24 protein-coding genes and 1 pseudogene are annotated in these 24,302 nt (G+C 44.1%); 23 read left to right on the forward strand and 2 right to left on the reverse strand.

The features are described 5' to 3' along the window. Positions 1–4: 4 nt before the first annotated feature. The 20 genes and pseudogenes from FKX92_RS00110 (at position 5) to FKX92_RS00205 (ending at position 20,822) form a co-directional block, all read left to right on the forward strand. Positions 5–694 carry a response regulator transcription factor gene (locus FKX92_RS00110; RefSeq protein WP_049553178.1) on the forward strand — a complete coding sequence of 230 codons (690 nt, stop codon included), beginning with the start codon at positions 5–7 and terminating at the stop codon, positions 692–694. A gap of 288 nt (positions 695–982) precedes the next feature. After that, positions 983–3,175, forward strand: coding sequence for a PTS transporter subunit IIBC (locus FKX92_RS00115; RefSeq protein ID WP_049553179.1), 2,193 nt, complete (start codon positions 983–985; stop codon positions 3,173–3,175). Positions 3,176–3,192: 17 nt separating this feature from the next. Further along, the gene (locus FKX92_RS00120; RefSeq protein WP_149565159.1) at positions 3,193–4,008 is read left to right on the forward strand and encodes an endonuclease/exonuclease/phosphatase family protein; all 816 of its coding nucleotides are present in this window, start codon (positions 3,193–3,195) and stop codon (positions 4,006–4,008) included. Positions 4,009–4,178: 170 nt separating this feature from the next. Beyond that, positions 4,179–4,652, forward strand: coding sequence for a transcriptional regulator NrdR (nrdR, locus tag FKX92_RS00125; protein ID WP_002894570.1), 474 nt, complete (start codon positions 4,179–4,181; stop codon positions 4,650–4,652). Then, complete coding sequence (locus FKX92_RS00130; protein ID WP_002903252.1) at positions 4,653–5,807, forward strand: replication initiation and membrane attachment family protein; 1,155 nt, start codon at positions 4,653–4,655, stop codon at positions 5,805–5,807. It begins immediately after the preceding gene. Continuing rightward, positions 5,808–6,707 (forward strand): primosomal protein DnaI, encoded by a 900-nt coding sequence (gene dnaI / locus FKX92_RS00135; protein ID WP_149565160.1) that lies wholly within the window; start codon positions 5,808–5,810, stop codon positions 6,705–6,707. Next, on the forward strand, positions 6,704–7,420 hold the full coding sequence (locus FKX92_RS00140) for an NADPH-dependent oxidoreductase (RefSeq protein WP_149565161.1): 717 nt from the start codon (positions 6,704–6,706) through the stop codon (positions 7,418–7,420). The genes dnaI and FKX92_RS00140 overlap by 4 nt, the downstream gene beginning before the upstream one ends. A 42-nt stretch (positions 7,421–7,462) precedes the next feature. Further along, a complete protein-coding gene (der, locus tag FKX92_RS00145; RefSeq protein ID WP_149565162.1) occupies positions 7,463–8,773 on the forward strand; it encodes a ribosome biogenesis GTPase Der in 1,311 nt (436 codons plus the stop codon). Positions 8,774–8,820: 47 nt separating this feature from the next. After that, entirely contained in the window at positions 8,821–9,159 is a 339-nt protein-coding gene (locus FKX92_RS00150; protein WP_149565163.1) for a hypothetical protein, read from the forward strand. Next, positions 9,159–9,347, forward strand: a pseudogene (engA, locus tag FKX92_RS00155) (ribosome biogenesis GTPase Der); the annotation flags it as partial. The gene FKX92_RS00150 and the pseudogene engA, both read left to right, overlap by 1 nt. A gap of 127 nt (positions 9,348–9,474) precedes the next feature. Then, entirely contained in the window at positions 9,475–12,576 is a 3,102-nt protein-coding gene (locus FKX92_RS00160) for a DEAD/DEAH box helicase (RefSeq protein WP_149565164.1), read from the forward strand. Positions 12,577–12,630: 54 nt separating this feature from the next. Beyond that, positions 12,631–13,290: a cystathionine gamma-synthase gene (locus FKX92_RS00165; RefSeq protein WP_149565165.1), complete on the forward strand. Its 660-nt coding sequence runs from the start codon at positions 12,631–12,633 to the stop codon at positions 13,288–13,290. Positions 13,291–13,571: 281 nt separating this feature from the next. Further along, positions 13,572–14,906, forward strand: coding sequence for a UDP-N-acetylmuramate--L-alanine ligase (murC, locus tag FKX92_RS00170; RefSeq protein ID WP_149565166.1), 1,335 nt, complete (start codon positions 13,572–13,574; stop codon positions 14,904–14,906). Positions 14,907–14,917: 11 nt separating this feature from the next. Next, entirely contained in the window at positions 14,918–15,433 is a 516-nt protein-coding gene (locus tag FKX92_RS00175; protein WP_149565167.1) for a GNAT family N-acetyltransferase, read from the forward strand. Then, positions 15,430–15,945, forward strand: a complete 516-nt coding sequence (locus FKX92_RS00180; RefSeq protein WP_149565168.1) for a GNAT family N-acetyltransferase — start codon at positions 15,430–15,432, stop codon at positions 15,943–15,945. The genes FKX92_RS00175 and FKX92_RS00180 overlap by 4 nt, the downstream gene beginning before the upstream one ends. A gap of 50 nt (positions 15,946–15,995) precedes the next feature. Then, positions 15,996–17,495 carry an endolytic transglycosylase MltG gene (gene mltG, locus FKX92_RS00185; RefSeq protein WP_061595072.1) on the forward strand — a complete coding sequence of 500 codons (1,500 nt, stop codon included), beginning with the start codon at positions 15,996–15,998 and terminating at the stop codon, positions 17,493–17,495. A gap of 145 nt (positions 17,496–17,640) precedes the next feature. Continuing rightward, positions 17,641–18,123, forward strand: coding sequence for a transcription elongation factor GreA (gene greA, locus FKX92_RS00190; RefSeq protein WP_002894584.1), 483 nt, complete (start codon positions 17,641–17,643; stop codon positions 18,121–18,123). A gap of 153 nt (positions 18,124–18,276) precedes the next feature. Beyond that, positions 18,277–18,897, forward strand: a complete 621-nt coding sequence (locus tag FKX92_RS00195; RefSeq protein ID WP_125402421.1) for a GTP pyrophosphokinase — start codon at positions 18,277–18,279, stop codon at positions 18,895–18,897. A 4-nt stretch (positions 18,898–18,901) separates the two neighbouring features. Continuing rightward, positions 18,902–19,603: a response regulator transcription factor gene (locus tag FKX92_RS00200; RefSeq protein ID WP_295345560.1), complete on the forward strand. Its 702-nt coding sequence runs from the start codon at positions 18,902–18,904 to the stop codon at positions 19,601–19,603. Then, positions 19,587–20,822, forward strand: coding sequence for a sensor histidine kinase (locus FKX92_RS00205; protein ID WP_002905871.1), 1,236 nt, complete (start codon positions 19,587–19,589; stop codon positions 20,820–20,822). The genes FKX92_RS00200 and FKX92_RS00205 overlap by 17 nt, the downstream gene beginning before the upstream one ends. A 116-nt stretch (positions 20,823–20,938) precedes the next feature. On the opposite strand, the gene yidC is transcribed toward FKX92_RS00205, so the two are convergent. Both yidC and FKX92_RS00215 read right to left on the reverse strand, forming a co-directional pair. Continuing rightward, positions 20,939–21,862, reverse strand: a complete 924-nt coding sequence (yidC, locus tag FKX92_RS00210) for a membrane protein insertase YidC (RefSeq protein ID WP_125351257.1) — start codon at positions 21,860–21,862, stop codon at positions 20,939–20,941. Positions 21,863–21,943: 81 nt separating this feature from the next. Continuing rightward, positions 21,944–22,222, reverse strand: a complete 279-nt coding sequence (locus FKX92_RS00215; protein ID WP_002897016.1) for an acylphosphatase — start codon at positions 22,220–22,222, stop codon at positions 21,944–21,946. 84 nt (positions 22,223–22,306) lie between these two features. On the opposite strand from FKX92_RS00215, the gene FKX92_RS00220 reads away from it, so the two are divergent. From FKX92_RS00220 to FKX92_RS00230, 3 genes are read left to right on the forward strand one after another with little or no spacing between them, the layout of a single operon-like run. Further along, positions 22,307–23,047, forward strand: a complete 741-nt coding sequence (locus FKX92_RS00220; protein WP_149565170.1) for a TrmH family RNA methyltransferase — start codon at positions 22,307–22,309, stop codon at positions 23,045–23,047. 44 nt (positions 23,048–23,091) lie between these two features. After that, positions 23,092–23,583, forward strand: a complete 492-nt coding sequence (locus FKX92_RS00225) for an HD domain-containing protein (RefSeq protein WP_002899728.1) — start codon at positions 23,092–23,094, stop codon at positions 23,581–23,583. A 25-nt stretch (positions 23,584–23,608) separates the two neighbouring features. Next, a complete protein-coding gene (locus FKX92_RS00230) occupies positions 23,609–24,292 on the forward strand; it encodes a Bax inhibitor-1/YccA family protein (RefSeq protein ID WP_149565171.1) in 684 nt (227 codons plus the stop codon). Positions 24,293–24,302: the final 10 nt, after the last annotated feature.

The raw sequence follows: 24,302 nt of genomic DNA on the forward strand, positions 1-24,302 counted from the left end.
GCCTATGGCAAAGCGAATTTTACTAGTAGAAAATGAAAAAAATCTTGCCCGATTTGTGAGTTTGGAACTGCAAAAGGAAAGCTTTCTTGTAGATTTGGCTGAGACTGGTCAAGAGGGACTGGCTTTGGCTAAAGATGTGGATTATGACTTGCTCCTGCTCAACTACGATCTTCAAGATATGACTGCCAGCGATTTTGCTAAGCAGCTGAGCTTGATAAAGCCAGCGTCCGTCATTATCGTTCTGGCTAGTCGTGAAGAGATTGCAGATCAGCAGGAAGCAATCCAGCATTTTGCTGTTTCCTACGTAGTCAAGCCTTTCATTATCAGTGATTTAGTGGAGCGTGTCTCCATCATTTTCCGCGGGCGCGACTTTATCGACCAGCACTGCAGCCTCTTGAAAATTCCGACCTCTTACCGCAATCTGCGAGTGGATATTAAAAATCATACAGTTTACCGCGGTGAGGAAGTTATTGCACTGACGCGGCGGGAGTACGATCTGCTGGTAACCCTGATGGGTAGCAATAAGGTCATGAGCCGTGAGCAGCTGCTGGAGCGTGTCTGGAAGTACGAGAGTGCAACGGAGACCAACGTTGTAGATGTTTATATTCGTTATCTGCGCAGTAAAATTGATGTGGAAGGGCAGCCAAGCTATATCAAAACCGTTCGCGGTGTTGGTTATGCCATGCAAGAATAAAAAAATCAAAACTCTGTTCTCCTTAGGAGACGGAGTTTTTTTTGCGCTTGTTACAGTATAGATAGGAGAACTAATGGGATTTTTCTAACTATTTTATGCAATCGTTTTCGTTGGAATATAGCAAAAATATAACTCTTGAAGAGAAAATGCAGTATTTTAGGTGCAAAAAAAGAGAAAATTTTTTTATAAAAGCCTTTACAAAATAAAAAATCGTGCTATAATAGATGTATCGATATGCAAACGATTTCACAAAACGGACTTGTTTGTAAAAAATATAAGGAGGTCTGAATGATGAAAGATTCATTCAAGAACATTTTTAGCTTTGAATTTTGGCAAAAATTCGGTAAAGCTTTGATGGTGGTCGTTGCTGTTATGCCGGCAGCAGGACTGATGATTAGTATCGGTAAATCGATCCCGATGATTAATCCAAATCTAGGTGTTTTAGTCACTATCGGCGGTGTCTTAGAGCAGATTGGTTGGGGGGTTATCGGTAACCTGCATATCCTCTTTGCTTTGGCTATCGGTGGAAGCTGGGCAAAAGAACGTGCTGGCGGTGCCTTCGCAGCAGGTCTGTCCTTTATCCTGATTAACCGTATCACTGGTGTTATGTTTGGCGTTACCAACGATATGCTCTCAGATAAGGCTGCTGTAGTTAAAACAATGTTTGGTGCATCAATTAAGGTTTCTGATTATTTCATCAGCGTTCTGGAGTCACCAGCTCTGAACATGGGTGTCTTTGTCGGAATTATCGCTGGTTTTGTCGGAGCGACAGCTTATAACAAATACTATAATTTCCGTAAATTGCCAGATGCCTTGTCATTCTTCAATGGTAAGCGTTTTGTACCTTTCGTTGTTATCTTGCGCTCAGTAATCGTAGCAATTGTTTTGTCATTCGTATGGCCAGTTGTTCAATCAGGTATCAACAGCTTTGGTATTTGGATTGCTAACTCACAAGATACTGCACCAGTTTTGGCACCATTCATCTATGGTACTTTGGAACGTCTCTTGCTTCCATTTGGTTTGCACCACATGTTGACCATCCCAATGAACTACACAGAACTAGGTGGTGTTTATCACGTTATTACTGGTTCTGGTGCGGGAACAACTGTAGCTGGTCAAGATCCACTGTGGTTGGCTTGGGTAACTGACTTGGTTGGTACGAAATCAGCTGATCCTTCTACTTACCAACACTTGCTTGATACAGTTCATCCAGCTCGCTTTAAAGTTGGTCAGATGATTGGTTCATTCGGTATCCTTATGGGGGTAGCGGCGGCTATCTATCACAATGTGGATGCTGACAAGAAGCACAAATACAAAGGTATGATGATTGCGACTGCTTTGGCAACCTTCTTGACAGGGGTTACTGAACCAATCGAGTACATGTTCATGTTCGTTGCAACACCACTGTATATCATTTATGCATTTGTACAAGGTGCTGCGTTTGCAATGGCTGACATCGTTAACCTTCGTGTGCACTCATTCGGTTCTATCGAATTCTTGACCCGTACTCCTATGGCCATCAATGCTGGCTTAGGGATGGATATCATCAACTTCATCTGGGTAACTATCCTATTTGGTGTTGTGATGTACCTCATTTCTAACTTCATGATCAAGAAGTTCAACTATGCAACTCCAGGACGTAACGGTAACTATGAAACAGCAGACGGTTCAGATGAAGCTTCTTCATCAGAGTCAACTGGTGGTAAAGTTGCTGAAGCATCTCAAGCAGTAAATGTTATCAACCTTCTGGGTGGTCGCGCTAATATCGTAGATGTAGATGCATGTATGACTCGTCTGCGTGTGACTGTCAAAGATGCTGAAAAAGTTGGAACAGAAGAACAGTGGAAAGCTGAAGGCGCTATGGGCTTGGTTATGAAAGGTCAAGGCGTTCAGGCTATCTACGGACCAAAAGCTGACGTTCTCAAATCTGATATTCAAGACTTGTTGGATTCTGGTGAAGTGATTCCTGAAACACTTCCTAGCCAAAAAGCAGAATCAGCAGCTGCCGAAGTTACTTACAAAGGTGTGACTGAGGAGGTTGAAACTGTTGCGGACGGTCAAGTCATTGACTTGGCAAACGTTAAAGATCCAGTCTTCTCACAAAAAATGATGGGCGACGGATTTGCAGTTGAGCCTGAAAACGGTAAGATTTATTCACCAGTTGCCGGTACAGTAACTAGCGTCTTTCCTAGCAAGCATGCTATCGGTCTTGTAACAGATAACGGCTTAGAAGTTTTGGTACATATTGGTTTGGAAACTGTTAGCCTTGAAGGTAAACCATTCGAAGTTCATGTTTCAGAAGGTCAAAAAGTTGCAGCTGGAGATCTTCTAGTCACGGCTGACTTGGAAGCAATCAAGGAAGCAGGACGTGAAACTTCAACAATCGTAGTCTTCACAAATGCAGCAGCTATCAAGTCTGTAACAGTAGAAAAACTTGGTCAAGCATCTGCTAAGACAGTTGTTGCTAAGGTTGAATTGTAAAATAGAAAAGAGAAATCATGGCAAAATTCCTGACATTAAATACTCATAGTTGGATGGAAGAAGAGCAAGAAACCAAGCTTAATGAGCTTGCAGAACGCATTCTTCAAGAAAAATATGATGTCATTTGCCTGCAGGAAGTCAATCAATTAACGGAGTCTGAACAGGTTGTTCAGGCTCCTTTCTATCAGGCGGTTGAAGGAGCGATTGCAATCCATCAAGACCATTTTGCTCTATGTCTGGTAGAAAAGTTGGCTGAGGCAGGACTGGACTATCATTGGTCCTGGGCCTATAATCATATTGGATTTGATATTTACAACGAAGGAGTGGCAATCCTATCTAGAAATCCTATAGCTCCTAGAGAAGTTCTGGTTTCAGAGGCTAATGATCCTAGGGATTACCATACTCGTAAGGTCTTGCTAGCCGAGACTGAGGTTGATGGTCAATTGTTGACAATTGCCTCCTGCCATCTGTCTTGGTGGGACAAAGGTTTCCAGGGAGAATGGGCTAAGCTTGAAGAAGAGCTTCTCAAGGTTAAAACTCCTCTGGTCCTCATGGGCGATTTCAACAATCCAGTCGGCCAGCAAGGCTACCAGACTATCTTAGCCAGTCCGCTGAAGCTGCAGGATAGTCATGCCGTTGCGAGAGAAGCTATCGGAGAGGCGACAGTAGAAGGTACTATTGCAGGCTGGGATGATAATAAGCATGCTCTGAAGATAGACTATGTTTTCACTAGCCAAGGGATGGATGTTGAGCGCTCCACTGTTGTTTTTGACGGGAAAGAAACCCCTGTTGTCAGTGACCACTTTGGTTTAGAAGTGCAAGTGGCATTATAATAGTAAAAAGATGAGGCAAGACTGAGAATGCAACAGATTTGTCTCGCTTTTTATTTTTGATAAACACATTTTTAGGGCAAAATGGTGAAATATTACACCCCAAACGGCTGTCTTTTGTTATTCTTGAAAACGTGTTATAATGAAGTATTAGGATTCTAGGAGGAAATGGTATGCGTTGTCCGAAATGTGGTGGGAATAAATCAAGTGTAGTTGATAGCAGACAGGCAGAAGATGGGAATACAATCCGTCGCCGCCGTGAGTGTGAGGAATGTCAACACCGCTTTACGACCTACGAGCGTGTTGAAGAGAGAACCCTAGTTGTTGTCAAGAAGGACGGGACACGCGAGCAATTTTCTCGGGATAAGATTTTTAACGGTATTATTCGCTCCGCTCAAAAGCGGCCAGTATCTAGTGACGAAATAGAGGAGATTGTCAACCGAATCGAGCAAAAGGTCCGCAGTCAGAGCGACAATGAAATCAATAGTGAGTATATTGGATCCTTAGTCATGGATGAACTGGCAGAGCTGGATGAAATCACCTACGTTCGTTTCGCCAGTGTTTACCGGAGTTTCAAGGATGTGGGAGAGCTAGAAAGCCTGCTCAAGCAGATTACTAAGGGGTCCAAGAAGAAAAAGGACAAATAAATGAAACCGAACCATCAGTTTTCTTTCTTGCGCAATAATGCAGTCAGCCCAGATATTGCTATCTTGACCAAGCTCTATCTGCCGATTTTGGGGAGAGAAGCAGCAGCACTTTATCTTTATCTGCTGTCTTTTGTGGATAATGGACAAAAGCAGCATCTCTTCAGTCAGATTCTTAATCATTTAGATTTTGGACTTAATATTTTAGAAGAAAGTTTTGAGCGTTTAGCGGCGATTAAGCTAGTAGATCTTTATCAAACAGATGACCACTATCTGGTTCAACTCCACCCAACCTTAACGACGGAGGAATTTTTCAGCCATAATGTGTACAGTCGGCTCTTGGAAAAGAAAATCGGTGAAGCTGCTGCAGATGCCCTGCGACCAGAAAATCCTAGTGGAGAGAAATTGGTCAAGCCTTTTATGCAGGTGTTTGGTATGGAAGCTGAGCAAGCAAGGGCAGTGCGAAAGGCCAATGATTTTGACTTGGAGTATTTCAAACAACGGATGGCTCAGGACAATCTTCGCTTTGCCAATGAAAAGGAAGATTTGTTAGAATTGTTTGCAATTGCTGAGCAGAAGAAGTGGACTTGGTATGAGACCTATGTCTTGGCTAGAGAAACTGCTGTTTCTCAGGTTATTTCTACCAAGCGGATGAAGCAAAAGCTTGCTCAGAAGCCGGCAGAAGGTCAGTTTTCTAAGCAGGAGCAGTCTATTATCCAAGAAGCGAAACGAACATCACCAATGGTCTTCCTGGCAGAAATCAAAAAAATTCGTCAGGCTGCTATTACGCGGACGGAGAGAAAGCTTTTGCTAGATTTAGCTGAATTAGGCCTTTTGGACGAGGTTATCAACGTAATCTTGCTCTTGACCTTTAATAAGGTGGATTCAGCCAATCTCAATGAAAAGTATGCCCTCAAGGTAGCTAATGATTTTTCTTATCAAAAGGTGACGACAGCTGAGGAAGCAGTCTTGAAAATCCGTGAGCGCAACCAGCAGCCCCAGAACCGTCCAGCTAAATCTGGACAAGGCTCTACCAAGAGCAATGTACCTGACTGGAGTCAGCCGGATTATAAAAACGAAACGAGTGCAGAGAAGCAGGCCGAGCTAGAAGAACAGAAACGTCGGCTCTTAGCCAAACTTGAAGGAGGAGGCGAATAAATGGAGAAAATAGGACAGAATATGCCTCATATGAATAGGGTGCGGCAGTTTGACTATCAGGAGCTGGTCAAGCAGATTATGGCGGACCCAGATGTCGCGGCCTTTATCCAACAGGAAAAGCTGCCCCAAGTTGAGATTCAGCGCAGTGTCTCCAAGTTTAACCAGTATATTACGGAGCGCAACCGCTTTTTGCTGGGGGATGAGACCTATATTGCTAAGGGCTATAAGCCAATCTTGGTGAAAAATGAAGGCTATGCGGATGTTGCCTATGAGGAGACGCCTGAGTTGATTGAGCAAGAGAGACAGGAGGCCATTAGAAGCCGTCTCAATCTTATCAGCCTACCAGCCAGTCTCAAGGAGGCCAGTCTAGCACAGGTGGATCTGGATGATGTTGGTCGCTACAAGGCTTTTGAACTGTTGACCAACTTCGTTGCGGAGTTTCCACATTATCAGAAGGCTGTTTACCTCTATGGAGATTTTGGAGTCGGAAAGAGCTACATGATGGCTGCTCTGGCGCACGATTTGTCAGAAAAACGCAGTGTTTCAACGACACTGCTCCACTATCCGAGCTTTGTTTTGGATGTTAAGAATGCGATCAGTTCCGGCTTGGTCAAGGAAAAGATTGATCAGGTCAAGACGGCTCAAGTGCTGATTTTGGACGATATCGGTGCAGAGCAGTCTAGCCCTTGGATGCGCGATGAGATTTTGCAGGTCATTCTCCAGCACCGTATGCAGGAAAATCTGCCAACTTTTTTTACTTCTAACTTTAGTTTTGCGGATTTGGAGCGTCACTTTGCCAGCTCTAAGAATGGCGATGAGACTTGGCAGGCCAAGCGAGTTATGGAGCGAATTAAGTTTCTGGCTCAGGAGGTACGCCTAGAAGGAGAGAACCGCCGATGAATGAAACAATTAACTTGATGAATGCTCACACGTCTGTCCGCCGCTTTACGGAGAAGCAGATTTCGGATAAGGAATTACGTGCCATCATTAATGCGGGTCGGGCTGCGTCCAGCTGGAAGAATTTCCAGTCTTACTCTATCATTGTAGTGCGAAGCAAAGAAAAAAAAGAAGCCCTCTTTGGCTTGGTGCCCCAAGAAGCCATTCGGCAGTCTTCGGCTTTCCTGCTTTTTGTTGGCGACCTCAATCGTGCCCAAAAGGGCGTTCACATGCATACGGAAGACTTTTATCCTGAGGGAACAGAAAATCTCCTGATAAGCTCAGTAGATGCTGCTTTAGCTGGACAAAATACCCTGTTAGCAGCTGAAAGTTTGGGTTATGGTGGAGTAATCATTGGACTGGTTCGATATGCTGCCAGTCAAATAGCAGAGCTTTTTAAGCTACCGGACTACACTTATCCAGTCTTTGGGATTGCTCTGGGAACTCCCAACCAGAACCATGCAGTCAAACCGCGGCTGCCTTATGAAGCAGTGGCCTTTGAGGAAGAATATCGTGAACAGGATCGTTCCACTATTCAAGCTTATGACCGCGTACAGACTGAATATGCTGGCGAGCGAGCTAAGGAAACTTGGAGTCAGCGCCTAGCTGCTCAATTTGGTCAAGAGCCAAATCAGGCTATCGACCAATTGTTTAAAGAAAAGAAATTAGAAAAATAGGACGGAGTTTGGCTCTGTCCTAAAGAATGAAAGAGGAAAAACATGGCCTTACCAACTATTGCCATTGTCGGCCGTCCCAATGTCGGCAAATCAACGCTCTTCAATCGGATTGCCGGTGAGCGAATTTCTATTGTGGAAGATGTTGAAGGGGTGACCCGCGACCGAATCTATGCGACAGCAAGCTGGCTCAACCGTAAGTTTAGTATTATTGACACGGGCGGAATTGACGATGTTGACGCGCCTTTTATGGAGCAAATCAAACACCAGGCTGAGATTGCTATGGACGAAGCAGATGTTATCGTTTTTGTCGTGTCTGGCAAGGAAGGTATCACGGATGCGGACGAGTATGTGGCTCGCATGCTCTACAAGACCCATAAGCCGATTATTTTAGCGGTCAATAAGGTGGATAATCCTGAAATGCGCAATGAGATTTTTGATTTCTATGCGCTGGGCTTGGGTGATCCATTTCCAGTTTCCTCAGTCCATGGGATTGGTACAGGAGATGTTCTTGATGCAATCGTTGAAAATCTGCCAAATGAAGAAGTAGCTGAAAATCCTGATATGATTAAGTTTAGCTTGATTGGTCGGCCTAATGTCGGCAAGTCTAGCTTGATCAATGCTATCTTGGGTGAGGAGCGGGTTATTGCCAGTCCTGTTGCCGGTACTACGCGTGACGCTATTGATACGGTCTTTACGGACAGTGAGGGTCAGGAATTTACCATGATCGACACGGCTGGTATGCGCAAGTCAGGTAAGGTCTATGAAAACACAGAGAAATACTCTGTCATGCGGGCTATGCGGGCGATTGACCGCTCAGATGTCGTTCTGATGGTGCTGAATGCTGAAGAAGGAATTCGTGAGTACGACAAGCGAATCGCTGGCTTTGCCCATGAAGCAGGAAAAGGAATAATCATCGTTGTCAATAAGTGGGATACGCTAGAAAAAGATAACCATACCATGAAAGACTGGGAAGCAGATATTCGTGACCAGTTCCAGTATCTGTCTTATGCACCGATTATCTTTGTCTCTGCTCTAACCAAGCAGCGTCTCCATAAGCTGCCGGACATGATTAAGCAAATCAGTCAGAGTCAGAATACCCGTATTCCGTCAGCAGTGCTTAATGATGTCATCATGGATGCTATCGCGATTAATCCGACACCGACTGACAAGGGCAAGCGTCTTAAGATTTTCTATGCGACTCAGGTAGCAACCAAACCTCCAACCTTTGTCATCTTTGTCAACGAAGAAGAGCTTATGCACTTCTCTTACCTGCGTTTCTTGGAAAATCAAATCCGCAAGGCTTTTGTCTTTGAAGGAACTCCGATTCACTTGATTGCAAGGAAGCGAAAGTAGAAGCTGGAAGATTGGGGATTTCTACTTTTACTATGAGGAGATAGAAAGTGTCATATTTTGAATTATTTATAATAACTTTCTTGTCTGTATTTCTGCTTGTAGTTTGGGCATTAAGGAGATATCTAGGGAATAATATAGTGTTTTGGATACTTGCAACTATTTATTTACTGGCTTTCTTTCTTCTGCTTTGGCAACTTTTTTTCAGTGGAGTTGAAGTACAAGTGCAAGGTCACTATTTGAGTGAAACTTATTATAGTTTTTATGAGAAGACTATTGTTTTTTTGCTTATGCTATGGTCTTTGTTTAAGCTTATTCTAGTTATATCACTTTATGTTACAATTGGTATGTTCTTAGTGAAAAATTCATCTCAAAGCACAGCGGCTTAAACAAGGGCAAGCGTCTCAAGATTTTTTATGCGACTCAGGTAGCGACCAAACCACCGACCTTTGTCATCTTTGTCAATGAAGAAGAACTCATGCACTTCTCTTACCTGCGTTTCCTAGAAAATCAAATCCGCAAGGCCTTTGTCTTTGAAGGGACCCCAATTCACTTGATTGTAAGGAAGCGGAAGTAGAGTTTGAAAATAGCAATTTGACAAACATACGTTTATATGTAAAAATGAAAGTAAGCATAAGAGCTTGCTTTTCTTTTTTTATGTCGAAAGTATGGTATAATGGTGAGATAAATGTAAGGTGGTAATTATGGCAAAATTAATTCCTGGTAAGATTCGGACAGAAGGAATTGCCCTGGTTGAAAACAATAAGGTAGTAATCCTTGAGGTCAGTGATTCTCTTTTATATGCTCGTGTAGATGAGTGTAATTTGCGCTATAGCTTGGATGATGATGTCATCTTTTGTTATTGCGACTTTTTCCAGAAGAAAAAATATTGTGCTCATCTGGCAGCCTTGGAGTATTATCTGAAAAATGCCCCATCTGGAAAAGATGTGCTAAAGAGTATGGAAGAAGAGGAGTTGACTAGTCAGGAGACCCAAGAGCTGGTTTCTTTCGGAAGCTTGTTCTTGGATAAGGTCTTGCCGGAGAAATCCGATCAACAGGTTCGTTATGAGCTTTCGGCTACTGGTCAAGAGGATTCTTATACAGGACAGTTTCTCTGGAGTCTCCGAATCAGTCGCTTGCCGGACGAGCGCTCTTATGTTGTCCGAGACGTTCTTTCCTTCCTTCGGACCTTGGAAAAGGGCGGGCATTATCAGATTGGTAAGAGTTACTATGAGGCTATTCATTTGGAGGATTTTGATGAAGCCAGTCAAGATTTGCTCGTTTTTCTGCAAGGACTAGTGTCTGACTATCAGGGGCAAGATTCTTCTTTGATTTTCCCAAATGCTGGGCGCAATCTTTTCTTCCCAGCCAGTATCTTTGAAGAGGGAGTTATCTTCCTGATGAATCTGTCTTCTTTCCGCTTAGAGTACAGCCTTTATGACTACAGTGAAGTCTTTTTCCAAGATTTACATGAAGAGGCAGAAGTTTATACTTTCCAAGTGGAAGAGAATGAAGAGCATTTTGAGCTAGTCATTGCTGAGAAGAATTATAAGATGCTTTATGATGGGCAGTTTATCTTTTATGGAGATACCTTCTATCAGCTAAATCCTCAGCAGATTAGACTGATGAAGGCTTTACGGGAGTTGCCTATAGAGCATGATCGGTTGAAGCGCCTGCAATTCGACTTGTCAGAAAGGACTAAACTGGCTTCCAGTTTGTCTGAGTTTAAAAAAGTTGGCCGAGTAGAAGCACCTGAAAGTATGATGATTCATGACTTTACAGCCAAGTTTGACTTTGACATCGGTCCTGACAAGCGTTTGATTTTAGATACTGTCTTTGACTATGGAGACAGGAAGGTGACGACTCGCAAAGATTTGGAACGTCTTCCTTTTGCAGGTAATTTTGAGCATGAGCAGCAGGTATTTAAGCAAATGCTGCAGGCAGGTTTTGTGGCAGACTTTTACAGCCAGCGACCGCCTCTGAAGCCGGAAGAAATTTATCATTTCTTCTCAGAAGTCATTCCCAATTTTGAGGCTTTGGGCCGTGTTAGCATGACAGAAGAGTTAGAGGCACTGGCACAGACAGAAAGTCCAAGGATCTCTGTCAAGATGAAGGGCGGCCTCTTAGATGTTGGTTTCGATTTTGCTGGCATTGCGCAGTCAGAGATAGACGCAGTGCTTGATTCACTCTTTAAGGAGCAGGACTTCTTTATCAGTAAGTCCGGGCAAGTCTTGATTTTCGATGAAGAGACCAAGGAGATGAGTCGGACTTTGCAGCAGCTGCGGAGTAAGCGGACTAAAAATGGCTTCATTCAGACCAGCAGTCTGGCGGCTTATCAACTGGCAGAGTTTTTTAAGGGCAAGGATAGGGTACAGTTTTCAAAAGATGTGCAGCAGCTAGCCTTTGACCTGACTCACCCTGAGGAATTTCCTCTTCCCCATCTACAAGTCAAGGCTGACCTTCGGGATTACCAAGAGACGGGTGTCAAGTGGCTATCCATGCTGGATAAGTATGGCTTCGGTGGCATCTTGGCTGACGATATGGGGCTGGGAAAGACCCTGCAGACGATTTCTTTTCTGAGTTCGAGTATAGATGACTCTAAGAAAGTCTTAATCCTGGCGCCATCCAGCCTGATTTACAACTGGAGCGATGAGTTTGCTAAATTTGCTCCGCATTTGGATGTGGCGGTGGTGTATGGTCTGAAAAATGTTCGTGATGAGCTGATTGCGGAGAAACATCAGATTACCATTACTAGCTATGCTTCTTTCAGGCAGGATGTGGAAGAATACAAGGATAACCACTTCCAGTATCTGATTTTGGATGAGGCTCAGGTGATGAAGAATGACCAGACCAAGATTGCCCAGTATTTGCGGGATTTTGAAGTGGAGCATACTTATGCTCTTTCTGGGACGCCGATTGAGAATAATCTGGGAGAACTTTGGTCTATTTTCCAGATTGTCATGCCAGGACTTTTGCCAAACAAAAAGGAATTTTTAAAACTGCCGGCTGAGAAAGTCGCTCGCTATATCAAACCATTTGTCATGCGGCGCAAGAAAGAAGATGTGCTGCAGGAATTGCCTGATTTGATTGAAGTTGCCTATCGCAATGAATTGGCAGATAGCCAGAAGACTATTTATCTGGCTCTGCTCAAGCAGATGCAGGACAGAATTATCCATGCGACAGAAGATGAAATCAACCGCAGCAAGATAGAGATTCTGTCAGGTCTTATGCGCCTCCGTCAGATCTGTGATACTCCGAAGCTGTTTATGGAAGATTACGAGGGCGAGAGCGGTAAGATGGAAAGTTTGCGGGAATTACTTGAACAGATACAAGATGGTAATCGTCGTGTCCTCATATTTTCACAATTTCGTGGTATGCTGGATATTATCGAGAGTGAGCTGGACAAGATGGGCATGGAGTCCTTTAAGATTACAGGCTCTACTCCGGCTAAGGAGCGTCAGGACATGACAACAGCCTTCAATGACGGTCAGCGTTCAGCCTTTTTGATCTCCCTCAAGGCTGGAGGTGTCGGTCTCAATCTGACTGGTGCAGACACAGTCATCTTGGTCGACCTCTGGTGGAATCCAGCGGTTGAGGCTCAAGCCATCGGCCGTGCCCACCGTATCGGACAGGAGCGCAATGTCGAAGTCTATCGGATGATTACACGGGGAACGATTGAGGAGAAGATACAGGAGCTGCAAGAGAGCAAGCGCAATCTGGTTTCGACTATTCTGGACGGAGCAGAAGCCAAATCCAGTCTCTCTGTGGAGGAAATTCGAGAAATTCTGGGAATTTCGGCAGAATAGCTTGAAAAATAGCCTGAATAGTTTATAATAATGAAGGGTTGAAAGGAAAAAGATATGACTGATAAACAATTTCCTCTGGTGTCAGATGATGAAATCATGCTGACGGAAATGCCGCATATGAATCTTTATGATGAACTGGATCTCATTAGCAACATTACCGGAGACTATACAGACCGTAATTATTTGGAATGGATGCCGATTGTGGACTCTAGCAGGCATGCTCCCATCGCTGCCAGTCAGACTATCAGAAGACCGCTGCAAAAGCAGTCTGCTTTCAAGGATTTTAAAAAGCCGATTGATAAGAAAGATCCGGCCATTCGTTATGCTGAGCAGGCACGCGAGGAAGCTCGGGCTGATTTGAAAAAGAAGCGTTCAGCGCCTTATCTGACCAGCGACCTTCCGACTAAGGTCCGCAGCAGAAAACTTCCGACTGCTTCTAATGCGGAAAGACCTAAGCCAACAGCCCCTTTTCAGAAGAATACATCGGGCGAATTTACGAAGTTTGGCGACAGGCTTCAGCAGGATAACTATATTTTGGCAGATATTCAGCCTGAGTATAGTCCTCAGCCGCAGGAGCCGGAAGAAAAGCCTAAGAAAAATAATTATGATTTTTTAAAAACCAGTCAGATCTATAATCAGGATAGAGCTAAGGAGGAGCAGTTGAAGCATTCCAAGGTTCAAGAGCTGAACTTGACAGGCTTGGACAGCGATTAAAGCTGGATTGCTTGAGCCTTTTCTGCCTGCAGTTTTCTGATGTTTATAAGGAAATTGCTGTTTGGTTATGTAAATGTAAAATCTATCTGCATATAACATCCGTCATCGGTTGAAGAAGACCGATGCTAGAAGCTGGGACTTACTGATTGGTCCGGCTTCTTTGGTGTTTTGGTGGTGCCTAAAAGCTTGTACATAAAGAAAATCCCTGCGGGCTGATTAGGGTCTGCGGAGATTTTCCTCTTTGGACTTGCTTTTATGGCCTTGTATCTTAAGGAGTAATCATGACGAAAACCTATCATTTTATCGGGATTAAGGGCTCTGGTATGAGCGCTTTGGCTTTGATGCTGCATCAGATGGGCCATAAGGTTCAGGGCAGTGACGTTGATAAATATTATTTCACTCAGCGCGGTCTGGAGCAGGCTGGCATTTCCATCCTGCCTTTTGATGAAAAGAATATCCAGCCAGACTTCGAAATCATTGCCGGCAATGCCTTTCGTCCAGATAACAATGTAGAAATTGCCTATGCAGACGCAAACGGTATCAGCTATAAACGCTACCATGAGTTTTTAGGCAGCTTCATGCGTGACTTTGTCAGCTTGGGAGTGGCTGGTGCCCATGGGAAGACTTCTACAACGGGTATTCTTTCCCACGTTCTGTCTAATATCACGGATACTAGCTATCTGATTGGGGACGGTACAGGCCGCGGTTCTGCCAATGCTAAGTATTTTGTCTTTGAGTCAGACGAGTACGAGCGTCATTTCATGCCCTATCATCCGGAATATTCAATCATTACCAATATCGACTTTGACCATCCGGATTATTTCACGAGCCTAGAAGATGTCTTTAACGCTTTCAATGACTATGCCAAGCAGATTACCAAAGGGCTTTTCATTTATGGAGAAGATGAGCAGCTGCGTCGGATTACGTCCAAGGCTCCAATTTACTACTATGGCTTCAAGGAAGAGGGCAATGACTTTGTCGCTCACGATCTCTTGCGATCTACCAGCGGTTCAGGCTTTAAAGTTTCTTTCCGCGGGAAAGAACTGGGTGAGTTCCAGATTCCAAGCTTTGGCCGCCACAACATTATGAATGCGACAGCAGTAATTGGCCTCTTGTACACTGCAGGTCTTGATTTGAATCTAGTTCGGGAGCACCTCAAGACCTTTGGCGGGGTTAAGCGCCGCTTTACTGAAAAGATTGTTAACGAAACAGTTATTATTGATGACTTTGCTCACCATCCGACGGAAATTATTGCGACTCTGGATGCAGCCCGTCAGAAATATCCAAGCAAGGAAATCGTGGCGATCTTCCAGCCGCATACCTTCACTCGGACCATTGCTCTCTTGGACGAATTTGCGGAAGCCCTCAATCAGGCTGACTCAGTCTATTTAGCTCAGATTTACGGATCTGCGCGTGAGGTGGACAAGGGTGATGTTAAGGTAGAAGATCTGGCTGAAAAGATTGTGAAGCGGGCCAAGGTTATTGACGTGGATAATGTTTCTCCGCTTCTTGACCACGATAATGCCGTTTATGTCTTTATGGGAGCTGGTGACATCCAGACCTATGAATATTCCTTTGAACGTCTCCTGTCCAATCTTACCAGCAACGTTCAGTAGGAGGAGACTTGATGGAAGCACCGATTCGAATCAGACAGGCCGACTTGAGCGACTGGGTAGAAATTCTTGCAATTGAGCAGCTGAATTTTCCAGCAGCAGAAGCGGCCGGTGCAGAAGTTCTCAAAGAGCGGATTGAGCAGATTGCTGATACTTTTTTGCTAGCAGAGCTGCATGGTCAGCTGGCGGGCTATATTGTTGGACCAGCTGTTCAGGCGCGATATTTGACAGATGATCTCTTTAGCAAGGTGGGTGCTAATCCTCCAGAAGGTGGCTTCATTGCTGTCCAAAGTCTGTCCGTCCATCCGGATTTTCAGAGGCAGGGAGTCGGAACCTTGTTGCTTGCAGCTTTCAAGGAGACAGCTGTTCAGCAAAATCGACAGGGCATTAGCCTAACTTGTCATGATGAGCTGATACCTTATTATGAGATGAATGGTTTCGTCCACGAAGGGATTTCTGACTCAACTCATGGTGGGGCTGCTTGGTCTGATATGGTGTGGGAAAATCCCAATTTTAAGGAGAAAGAATGATTATCCGTCAAGCTCAAATGGCTGACTTAGATGCCATTTATGCGATTGAATTGGGAAATTTCAGTCCAGAAGAGGCTGTTAGCCGCGAAAGTCTAGCAGCTCATATCCAAACCCTATCTTCGACTTTTTTGGTGGCGGAAAAGGATGGTAAGATTCTAGGCTATCTGGAGGGACCTGTCCGTACAGAACGTTATTTAAAGGATATTTCCTTTACAGAGGAGATTGAAGATTATAGTCATCTGGACGGTGGCTTTATCTCATTGACCAGCCTTTCTATCTCGAAAGATGCTCAGGGGATGGGGGTCGGCCGCAAGCTATTGGAAGCTATGAAAGAGATTGCTATAGCAGATGAACGCCACGGCATCAATCTGACCTGCCACGACTACCTCACCGCTTACTACGAGAAGCATGCCTTTGTAAATGAAGGTTTGTCAAAATCAACTTATGCAGGCGCTACTTGGTTTGATATGGTCTGGGAAAATCCTAGTCTCAAACTGCAAAAAAACCAATAATAAGCTAGAAAATCCTACTCTTATTGCATTTATCTGACTTTTAAGATATAATGTTAGGGATTATGATGAAGGAGGTCAAATTTTTGACTGAAAAATCACAAGACAAAGAGAAGAATCTGAGCTTTAAAGAGCAGATTTTGAAAGACTTAGCTGGAGAAAAGGAAGAACAAACACCCTCTTCAACTAGCCAATCAGAAGCGGATGCTGCTTCTGCAAAAGAAACAGCAGCTGCTGAGGACTTTGAAGCTAGACCGGCTTCGGTAGATGTTTCCTACAAGGTTGCAGAGAATGAAAAGGCTCACCCTCAGGTCTATGGCCGAGTGGATGAGGAAGATAAGAAGCCCAATGAGGTTCTATCTCGGGCTAATCGGGCCAACAACACGGTCAAGAAAAAACGTCAAAACACCTTAGCCCGCAGGATTATGACAACGGTTCTGCTGATTGTCCTGCTGGGACTTGTGGTCACAGGAGTTGTCGGCTACACTTATGTATCTTCAGCTCTTAAACCTGTTGATGCAAACGCAACAGAATATGTGACGGTTGAAGTGCCAGAAGGCTCTAGCTCTAAGCAGATTGGAGAAATCCTTGAGAAAAAGGGGCTGATTAAAAATGCCCAAGTTTTTAGTCTGTATTCCAAGATTAAAAGCTTTAATAATTACCAGTCCGGCTATTACAATCTCCAGAAGAGCATGGACTTAGATACCATTGCTCGTCAGCTTCAGGAAGGTGGAACGGATACGCCACAACCACCAGTTGTTGGTAAGGTTACTATTCCTGAAGGCTATACGCTGGAGCAGATTGCAGAGGCTGTGACGGTTAATGCAGCTGCAACTTCTAAGAAGACTAGTAAGACACCTTTTAGTAAGGACGATTTCCTAGCTAAGGTGCAGGATGAAGCTTTCATTTCCAAGATGGTGGCTAAATATCCACAGTTGCTGGGTACTTTGCCAAGCAAGGACAGCGGGGTCAAGTACCGCTTAGAAGGTTATCTCTTCCCTGCCACTTATAACTATGGCGAGGATGCGGATTTGGAAAGCTTGATTGATCAGATGTTGGGCGCAATGAATACCAATCTGTCTTCTTATTACTCTACCATCGAAGCGAAGAACCTAACGGTTAATGAAGTTTTGACACTTGCTTCTCTGGTGGAAAAAGAAGGTTCGACAGACCAGGATCGTAAAGATATTGCCAGCGTATTTTACAATCGTCTCAATCAAGCGATGCCGCTTCAGAGTAATATCGCTATCCTTTATGCTCAAGGCAAGCTAGGAAAGAAAACGACTCTGAAAGAGGACGCTGAGATTGATACCAATATCGACTCGCCTTTCAATGTCTATAAAAAAGAAGGGCTTATGCCTGGACCAGTTGATAGTCCCAGCCTTTCAGCTCTGGAAGCTACCATTAACCCAAGTAAGACGGACTACCTCTACTTTGTGGCAAATGTTGAAACAGGCGCTGTTTACTTCGCTAATACTTATGAGGAACACGCCAAAAATGTTGAGGAGCATGTCAACAGCAAGCTCACTCAATCCAGCAGCAGTTCTAATTAGACTGCTATCATTGCAGACGAGAAAAAGCTAGTGCATTTAGTTCTAGCTTTCTCAGTCCTGCTATATAAAAAAGGGACTGATACAGACTTGTCTCAGCCTCTTGTTTTAGTTTTAAAATAAAAGAAAATAAAAGAAAAGAGAAAAAATGGCTGAAAAAACTTATCCTATGACCCTAGAGGAAAAGGAAAAACTAGAAAAAGAATTAGAAGAATTGAAATTGGTGCGTCGTCCAGAAGTGGTAGAACGTATCAAGATTGCCCGCTCATACGGCGATTTGTCAGAAAACAGTGAATACGAAGCTGCAAAGGACGAACAGGCTTTTGTGGAAGGACAGATTTCTAGTCTGGAAACCAAGATCCGCTACGCTGAGATTGTAAACAGTGACGCTGTAGCCAAGGACGAGGTAGCTATCGGCAAAACAGTTACCATTCAAGAAGTAGGTGAAAGCGAAGAGGAAGTCTACATTATCGTTGGTTCTGCTGGTGCAGATGCTTTCGCAGGCAAGGTATCCAATGAAAGCCCGATTGGACAAGCTTTGATTGGTAAGAAAACAGGTGATACTGCAACAGTTGAAACACCGGTTGGCAGCTACGACGTTAAAATTCTCAAGGTTGAAAAAACCGTTTAATAAATACCAAAAGGAACTGGCTAGATGACTGGTTCTTTTTTCGTTTCTTTTAAGATAGAGAGTATAGGATAGATAAGAAGAGCAGGGGAAAAATAGAGAAAAGACATATGGTTATGCTATAATGAGGATAAGCTAGAAAAGTAGGAGAATTGTATGCAAGAGCAAGATATTTATGGGAAATACGGCGTCTACCTGCCCAAGATTTTAGATGATCTTAGTCAGCGTATTCAAGAGGCAAATGATCGAGTCAAGCAGGAAACAGGGCAGAAGCTTTTTGAGCATTTTAACGCACGAGTCAAGCAGGCAGCCAGTATGGAAGAGAAATGTCAACGCAAGAATCTGCCTAGGGTGCCAGTGTCTGCCCTGAAAGAAATTCGTGATGCGATTGGGATTCGGATTGTTTGCGGTTTTATCGAGGACATCTATCAGACCATTGAGGTGCTTCGTCAGCTAGAGGGCTGTGAGATTGTTCTGGAAAAGGACTATATCCGAGCTGCCAAGCCTAATGGGTATCGCTCCTACCACTTGATATTAGAGGTGGAGACTCCTTATGAGGACTGTCATGGTCAAAATCCCGGCCGTTATTTTGTAGAAATCCAGCTTCGGACCATTGCTATGGATTCTTGGGCCAGCTTAGAGCATCAGATGAAGTACAAGCATGAGATTAAAGACAGTAAGCGGATTGTCCGCGAGCTGAAACGCTGTGCAGATGAGCTGGCGTCCTGTGATGTGACCATGCAGACCATCCGGAATTTGATTCGAGAAAGTGAGTAAGATGATGAAGATTTTATTAGCTGAAGATGAGCAACAGCTGTCCCGTGTCTTGGAAACGGCGATGACCCATGAAGGTTATCAAGTTGATACAGCCTTTGATGGGCAAGAAGCTGTGGACTTGGCCAAGGAAAATGCCTATGATTTGATGATTCTGGATATCATGATGCCTGTCAAGACAGGCATTGAAGCGTTGAAAGAAATCCGCCAAACCGGCAATACGACCCACGTCATCATGCTGACAGCTATGTCAGAGGTAGATGACAAGGTCACAGGGCTGGATGCCGGTGCAGATGATTATCTGACCAAGCCCTTCTCTCTGAAAGAGCTTCTGGCTCGCCTGCGGTCCATGTCCAGACGGGTAGCGACGTTCACACCCAATTTGCTGCAGATTGGCCAAACCAGTCTCAATGTCGGAGAGCATGAACTCATTAGCTCCAACTCTATTCGACTAGCCGGTAAGGAATCTAAAATGATGGAATTTCTCATGCTCAATGCCCAGAAGAGTCTTTCCACTCAGGAAATCTTCCGTCATGTTTGGTCCAAAGACGAGGATAAGGATTTGGACGAGGGCTTCGTCTGGATTTATATTTCCTATTTGCGCCAGAAGCTGAAGGCTATTCATGCTGATCTTGCTATCTTGGGTGAGGAAGGCGGCAGTTTCACTCTGGTGCCGCTGGAAGGAGATGGCCATGTTTCGGAAGCTTAAAATTCGGTTCATTCTGCTGGCTTCGGCGGCTATTGTCTGTATTTTGCTGACTATGATTGCTGTCTTAAACTCTGTTCGTTTTCTGCAGACCAACGGAGAAATCCAAGCCGTTCTCAATATTCTATCTGCCAATAATGGAGATTTTCCCAGTGTAGAAGAAACGGCAGAGAGCTTGCAAAACGACCGTATCACCATTGATACCATCTACCAATACCGCTATTTCAGCGTGGTCTATAACGAAGACAAAACACTTTACTCCACCAACTTGGATCATCTTTCCAATCTATCTAAGGAGCAGGCGCTCAGCTACGCTAATAAAGTGATTAAGAACAGCCGCAGCAGTGGGGTTTTTAAGGTAGGCAGTCAATTTTATTCCTACCAGATAACGCAGGATTCCAAGACCAAGCGCTATTTACTGGTGGTCTTAGATTCGACCAATTATCTCGAAAGTCGCAATGACTTTTTCTGGCTGTCTATCCAGTTATGCTTCTATAGCTTTATTTTCTTTGTTTTGGTCGTGTCTGGATTTTCCAACTTTGCCATCCGTCCCTATATCAAAAACTATGAAAACCAAAAACGTTTCATCACTAATGCTGGACATGAACTGAAGACGCCATTGGCAATCATATCAGCCAATACGGAGCTGCAAGAGCTGATGACTGGCGAAAATGAATGGACAGAAAGCACCAAGGACCAGGTCAAGCGCCTCAGCAATCTAATCAATCAAATGGTCGTTCTGGCCCGTCTGGAAGAGCAGCCAGATGTTACTTTGGTAGATGTGAATTTTTCAGAAGTTGTTAAAAAAGTAGCAGGAAACTTCAAGTCTGTCATCGAGAAGGCAGGCAAGAAGTACGAGATCAAGCTGCAGGAAGACATCCATGTCAAGGCAACTGAAGATGAACTCTATGAATTGGTTAGTATCCTGATTGACAATGCCTGCAAGTATTGTGACGAAGATGGACAAATTTTTGTCACCTTGACTAAGGCCAAGCGCGGGAAACGAGCCCGGCTGACGGTAGCCAATAGTTACGCGGACGGTAAAAATGTCGATTACAGTCGTTTCTTTGACCGTTTCTATCGCGAAGACGAATCGCACAATCAGAAGCAGCCTGGCTACGGGATTGGCCTATCCATGGCAGAAAGTCTGGTGCGGATTTTCAAGGGCAGGATTTGGGTTTCATATAAGAAAGGCTTGATTGGCTTTACCGTTTTACTATGATAGCGTCACCTCGTTCATCAGTTATTGCTTTCTTTGCTGAGCTTTTTGTATCGGTTACGCCGATTCTTACTCGAGATTAAAAAAAATCTTCTAGTGTTAGCTAGAAGATTTTTTCTTTATCTTGACCGTTGCTTACCAGCATTGCGGTTCTTTTTCTTTTTGTTCTTTTGCTCAATAGCCTGCTGAGCTTTTGGAGTAACATCTTTAGCTCGACTCGCTTTTTTCAAGCCTTTAGGAGGATTTTTTTCAAATTCCTCTACCACCTGTTTTCTCAGGCGAGGTCGAATGATGTAGTTGATGATAAATTGCTGGATGATTTGGATAAATCCACCGACTACCCAGTAGAGAGTAACTGCGGCAGGAGAGAGGAATGAGAAACCAACAATCATGATAGGACTCATATAAGAAGCCTGTTTCATGCTGTTTCTTTGAGTTTCATCTTCAATACCATGCAGAGAGAGCACTGACTGGATATAGTAGAGGATACCGACAATGGCGGTCAAAGCCCAGTCGCTTTTGGCTAGGTCTTTAATCCAGAGGAAGGAACTGCCTGCAACCCCTTGAGTATATTGGGCTGCAAAGAAGAGGGCTGAGAAGAAAGGCATTTGGATGAGCAGAGGCAGACAGCCTATACCGCCAAACATGCTGAGTCCATTTTCTTTTTGAGCAGCCATCAGTTCTTGCTGAGCCTGCATCTTCTCTTCCTGAGTTTCAGCATTTTTGATTCGCTCTTGGATTGGGGCAAAAATCGGCTTAAAGTAGTTCATCTTTTCAGACTGAAGCGTTGCCTTCCAAGACTGATAGATTCCCAGCGGAAGAATGATAATCCGCACGATGAGCGTAACGATAATAATCGCCAGACCATAACCCAGACCTGAATTCTTGGCAAAGAATTGGATACCATCCGCCATAGGCTGACCAATCACGTCCCAGATCAGACCAGAAGGATTACCGGCCTTGTCGCGGCCCACACAGCCAGACAGGAAAAGAAGCGCAGCCAGTCCCATACCGGAGAATAAAAAGCGTTTGAAATGTTTCACGAGTTCATATCCTTTGTTTCTAAAAAATAATACCTATCTATTCTACTGTTTTTTTGCAAAATATACAATAGTTCTGCAGACCTAATTTGAAATTTTGAAGTCAGGATAGGAGTCAAAATTAGCCATGGTCACATCCAAATAGCTGACCTTAGAAAAAGGTGTCGGTCCCTTGCGGATTTCTTGGATAAATTTGGCCATCAGAGCTGGGTCATCAGCTTGAGCCAGAATGCCAACAGTGCCATCGTCGTTGTTCCAGACCCGGCCGGTAATACCTCCGATTTCCAGCGCTAGAGAATAAACTCCCCAGCGGAATCCGACCCCTTGTACTCGTCCTTGGGCTATCATTTTTACTTTCTGCATGGCGTCCTCCTTTAGTGAGCGGACCGAGGGGATTTAAGCCCTCAGTATGAGTGCAAGTCTGCTAAATTGTGGTATAATGTTCTTATGAATATTATAACCTCAAAAGCCAATAATGTGGTAAAAAAAGCTAAAAAACTTCATCACAAAAAATACCGCAAGGATTCTTATTTGATCGAAGGCTGGCATTTATTTGAGGAAGCTGTCAGCAGCGGGGCAGAGCTGATTCGGATTTTTGCTTTAGCGGAATACGCAGAACAATTAGCCGATTTTTCTCAGGTGATCTTTGTCAGTTCGGAAATTTTAGCAGATTTGGCTGATAGTAAGACGCCACAGGGCATTGTCGCAGAAGTGGCTTTTGAAAGGAAAGAAATACCATTGGAGTTAAGCGGACGCTATCTTTTCTTGGAGGACGTTCAGGATCCAGGTAATGTCGGTACCATCATTCGGACAGCTGATGCAGCTGGTTTTGACGGGGTTTTCATCTCTCAATTGTCGGCAGATATCTATAACTTAAAAACGCTGCGCTCTATGCAGGGGAGTCATTTTCACCTGCCCGTTTATCGGATGGATACGGCTGATTTTATTAGGCTGGCTCAATCTTCCCATTTACCGATTCTGGCTTCAACCTTGTCATCAACATCTATCGACTACAGAGAAGTGAACAGCAGAGAGAGCTTTGCCCTAGTTATGGGCAATGAAGGGCAGGGGATTAGTCCAGAAATGACGGCAGCAGCTGATATTCTGGTCCATATTTCCATGAAGGGGCAGGCAGAAAGTCTCAATGTTGCTGTCGCTGCTGGTATTTTAATCTTTCATTTAAGCTAAAAATCAGAAAAAGAGATATAATAGTTGGCAAGGGAGGTGATTCTATGCCTTACAAAAAGGACGAGGAATTTATGGCCTATGTTGGGCACCTGATTGAAAAGCCCAGTGTGCAGCGCCTGAAAGAAATTCCCCATCATATTCATTCCAATAGACTTGAACATTCCATCAATGTAAGTTATACTAGTTACAGAATTGCCAAAAAATTTGGCTGGAATGCTCGCAGCACGGCACGCGGTGCCCTGCTTCATGACTTATTCTACTATGACTGGCGTGTGACCAAGTTTAAGAAGAGTCATGCTTGGGTTCATCCGAGGCTGGCAGTTCGCAATGCTCGTAAGATTACCAAGCTTAATAAAGTCGAAGAGGACATTATCGTCAAGCATATGTGGGGCCTGACCTTGGCACCGCCTCGCTACAAAGAGTCATTCGTTGTGACGATGGTGGACAAGTATTGGGCCGTCAAAGAAGCAACGGCACCTTGGAGACGCAAGGGCAGTAATCGCAAGCTCTTTCATCGAAAGATGCTGAAACCGTAAATGTTTTATTATAAAAGGAGTAACTATGAATCATTCTATTATTCAAGATCAATCAGATATTAATTCTTTCTATGCCAAGATTTATTCTATCGTTGGTGTCGGTATTGGAATCTCAGCAGTCGTGTCTCTCTTGATGCTGAACTTCTTTCAGGACATTATTATCTCTGTTCTGACAGGCTCCACTTGGATTTTCTATGCGGCTATTGCAGTTGAGTTTATCCTTGTGTTGGTAGCATCTGGAACTGCTCGGAGCAATAGTCCAGCGGCGCTGCCTATGTTTTTAGCTTATTCAGCCATCAATGGTTTTACCTTAAGTATTATCATGGCGCTGTATCTTCAGTCAACTGTTCTCTTAGCCTTTCTGACAACGACCGTTATGTTCTTTGCCATGGGGTTCATCGGCAAGGTGACCAAGAAGGATCTTTCCGGAATGGGCAGAGCTTGTATGGCCGGTTTGATTGGTATTATTGCTGCTAGCTTCCTTAATATCTTCTTGAGAAGCAGTGGCTTGGACTTTATCATCAGTATCGTTGGTGTCATTATTTTCTCAGGACTCATCGCTTGGGATAATCAGAAGATCCGCTATGTCTATGAGCAGACCAATGGCAATCCAGGGAATGGCTGGGCAATTTCGCTGGCTCTGCATCTATATCTGGACTTCATTAATCTCTTCCTCAGCTTGTTGCGTATTTTTGGAAGAAACAAATAACTAAGTAAGC

This window comes from Streptococcus sanguinis (assembly GCF_008329445.1).
In the GTDB taxonomy this organism is placed as follows: Bacteria; Bacillota; Bacilli; order Lactobacillales; family Streptococcaceae; genus Streptococcus; species Streptococcus sanguinis_O.

What these genes read in the sequence shown, in the direction of transcription:
- FKX92_RS00160 (WP_149565164.1), top strand. Translation starts at nt 9,475, where the DNA reads ATGGCAAAATTAATTCCTGGTAAGATTCGGACAGAAGGAATTGCCCTG.
- FKX92_RS00205 (WP_002905871.1), top strand. Translation starts at nt 19,587, where the DNA reads ATGTTTCGGAAGCTTAAAATTCGGTTCATTCTGCTGGCTTCGGCGGCT.
- FKX92_RS00175 (WP_149565167.1), top strand. Translation starts at nt 14,918, where the DNA reads ATGGAAGCACCGATTCGAATCAGACAGGCCGACTTGAGCGACTGGGTA.
- der (WP_149565162.1), top strand. Translation starts at nt 7,463, where the DNA reads ATGGCCTTACCAACTATTGCCATTGTCGGCCGTCCCAATGTCGGCAAA.
- FKX92_RS00120 (WP_149565159.1), top strand. Translation starts at nt 3,193, where the DNA reads ATGGCAAAATTCCTGACATTAAATACTCATAGTTGGATGGAAGAAGAG.
- FKX92_RS00180 (WP_149565168.1), top strand. Translation starts at nt 15,430, where the DNA reads ATGATTATCCGTCAAGCTCAAATGGCTGACTTAGATGCCATTTATGCG.
- FKX92_RS00230 (WP_149565171.1), top strand. Translation starts at nt 23,609, where the DNA reads ATGAATCATTCTATTATTCAAGATCAATCAGATATTAATTCTTTCTAT.
- nrdR (WP_002894570.1), top strand. Translation starts at nt 4,179, where the DNA reads ATGCGTTGTCCGAAATGTGGTGGGAATAAATCAAGTGTAGTTGATAGC.
- FKX92_RS00140 (WP_149565161.1), top strand. Translation starts at nt 6,704, where the DNA reads ATGAATGAAACAATTAACTTGATGAATGCTCACACGTCTGTCCGCCGC.
- FKX92_RS00195 (WP_125402421.1), top strand. Translation starts at nt 18,277, where the DNA reads ATGCAAGAGCAAGATATTTATGGGAAATACGGCGTCTACCTGCCCAAG.
- FKX92_RS00200 (WP_295345560.1), top strand. Translation starts at nt 18,902, where the DNA reads ATGAAGATTTTATTAGCTGAAGATGAGCAACAGCTGTCCCGTGTCTTG.
- FKX92_RS00110 (WP_049553178.1), top strand. Translation starts at nt 5, where the DNA reads ATGGCAAAGCGAATTTTACTAGTAGAAAATGAAAAAAATCTTGCCCGA.
- FKX92_RS00115 (WP_049553179.1), top strand. Translation starts at nt 983, where the DNA reads ATGATGAAAGATTCATTCAAGAACATTTTTAGCTTTGAATTTTGGCAA.
- FKX92_RS00215 (WP_002897016.1), bottom strand. Translation starts at nt 22,222, where the DNA reads ATGCAGAAAGTAAAAATGATAGCCCAAGGACGAGTACAAGGGGTCGGA.
- FKX92_RS00165 (WP_149565165.1), top strand. Translation starts at nt 12,631, where the DNA reads ATGACTGATAAACAATTTCCTCTGGTGTCAGATGATGAAATCATGCTG.
- mltG (WP_061595072.1), top strand. Translation starts at nt 15,996, where the DNA reads ATGTTAGGGATTATGATGAAGGAGGTCAAATTTTTGACTGAAAAATCA.
- FKX92_RS00130 (WP_002903252.1), top strand. Translation starts at nt 4,653, where the DNA reads ATGAAACCGAACCATCAGTTTTCTTTCTTGCGCAATAATGCAGTCAGC.
- murC (WP_149565166.1), top strand. Translation starts at nt 13,572, where the DNA reads ATGACGAAAACCTATCATTTTATCGGGATTAAGGGCTCTGGTATGAGC.
- dnaI (WP_149565160.1), top strand. Translation starts at nt 5,808, where the DNA reads ATGGAGAAAATAGGACAGAATATGCCTCATATGAATAGGGTGCGGCAG.
- FKX92_RS00225 (WP_002899728.1), top strand. Translation starts at nt 23,092, where the DNA reads ATGCCTTACAAAAAGGACGAGGAATTTATGGCCTATGTTGGGCACCTG.
- greA (WP_002894584.1), top strand. Translation starts at nt 17,641, where the DNA reads ATGGCTGAAAAAACTTATCCTATGACCCTAGAGGAAAAGGAAAAACTA.
- FKX92_RS00220 (WP_149565170.1), top strand. Translation starts at nt 22,307, where the DNA reads ATGAATATTATAACCTCAAAAGCCAATAATGTGGTAAAAAAAGCTAAA.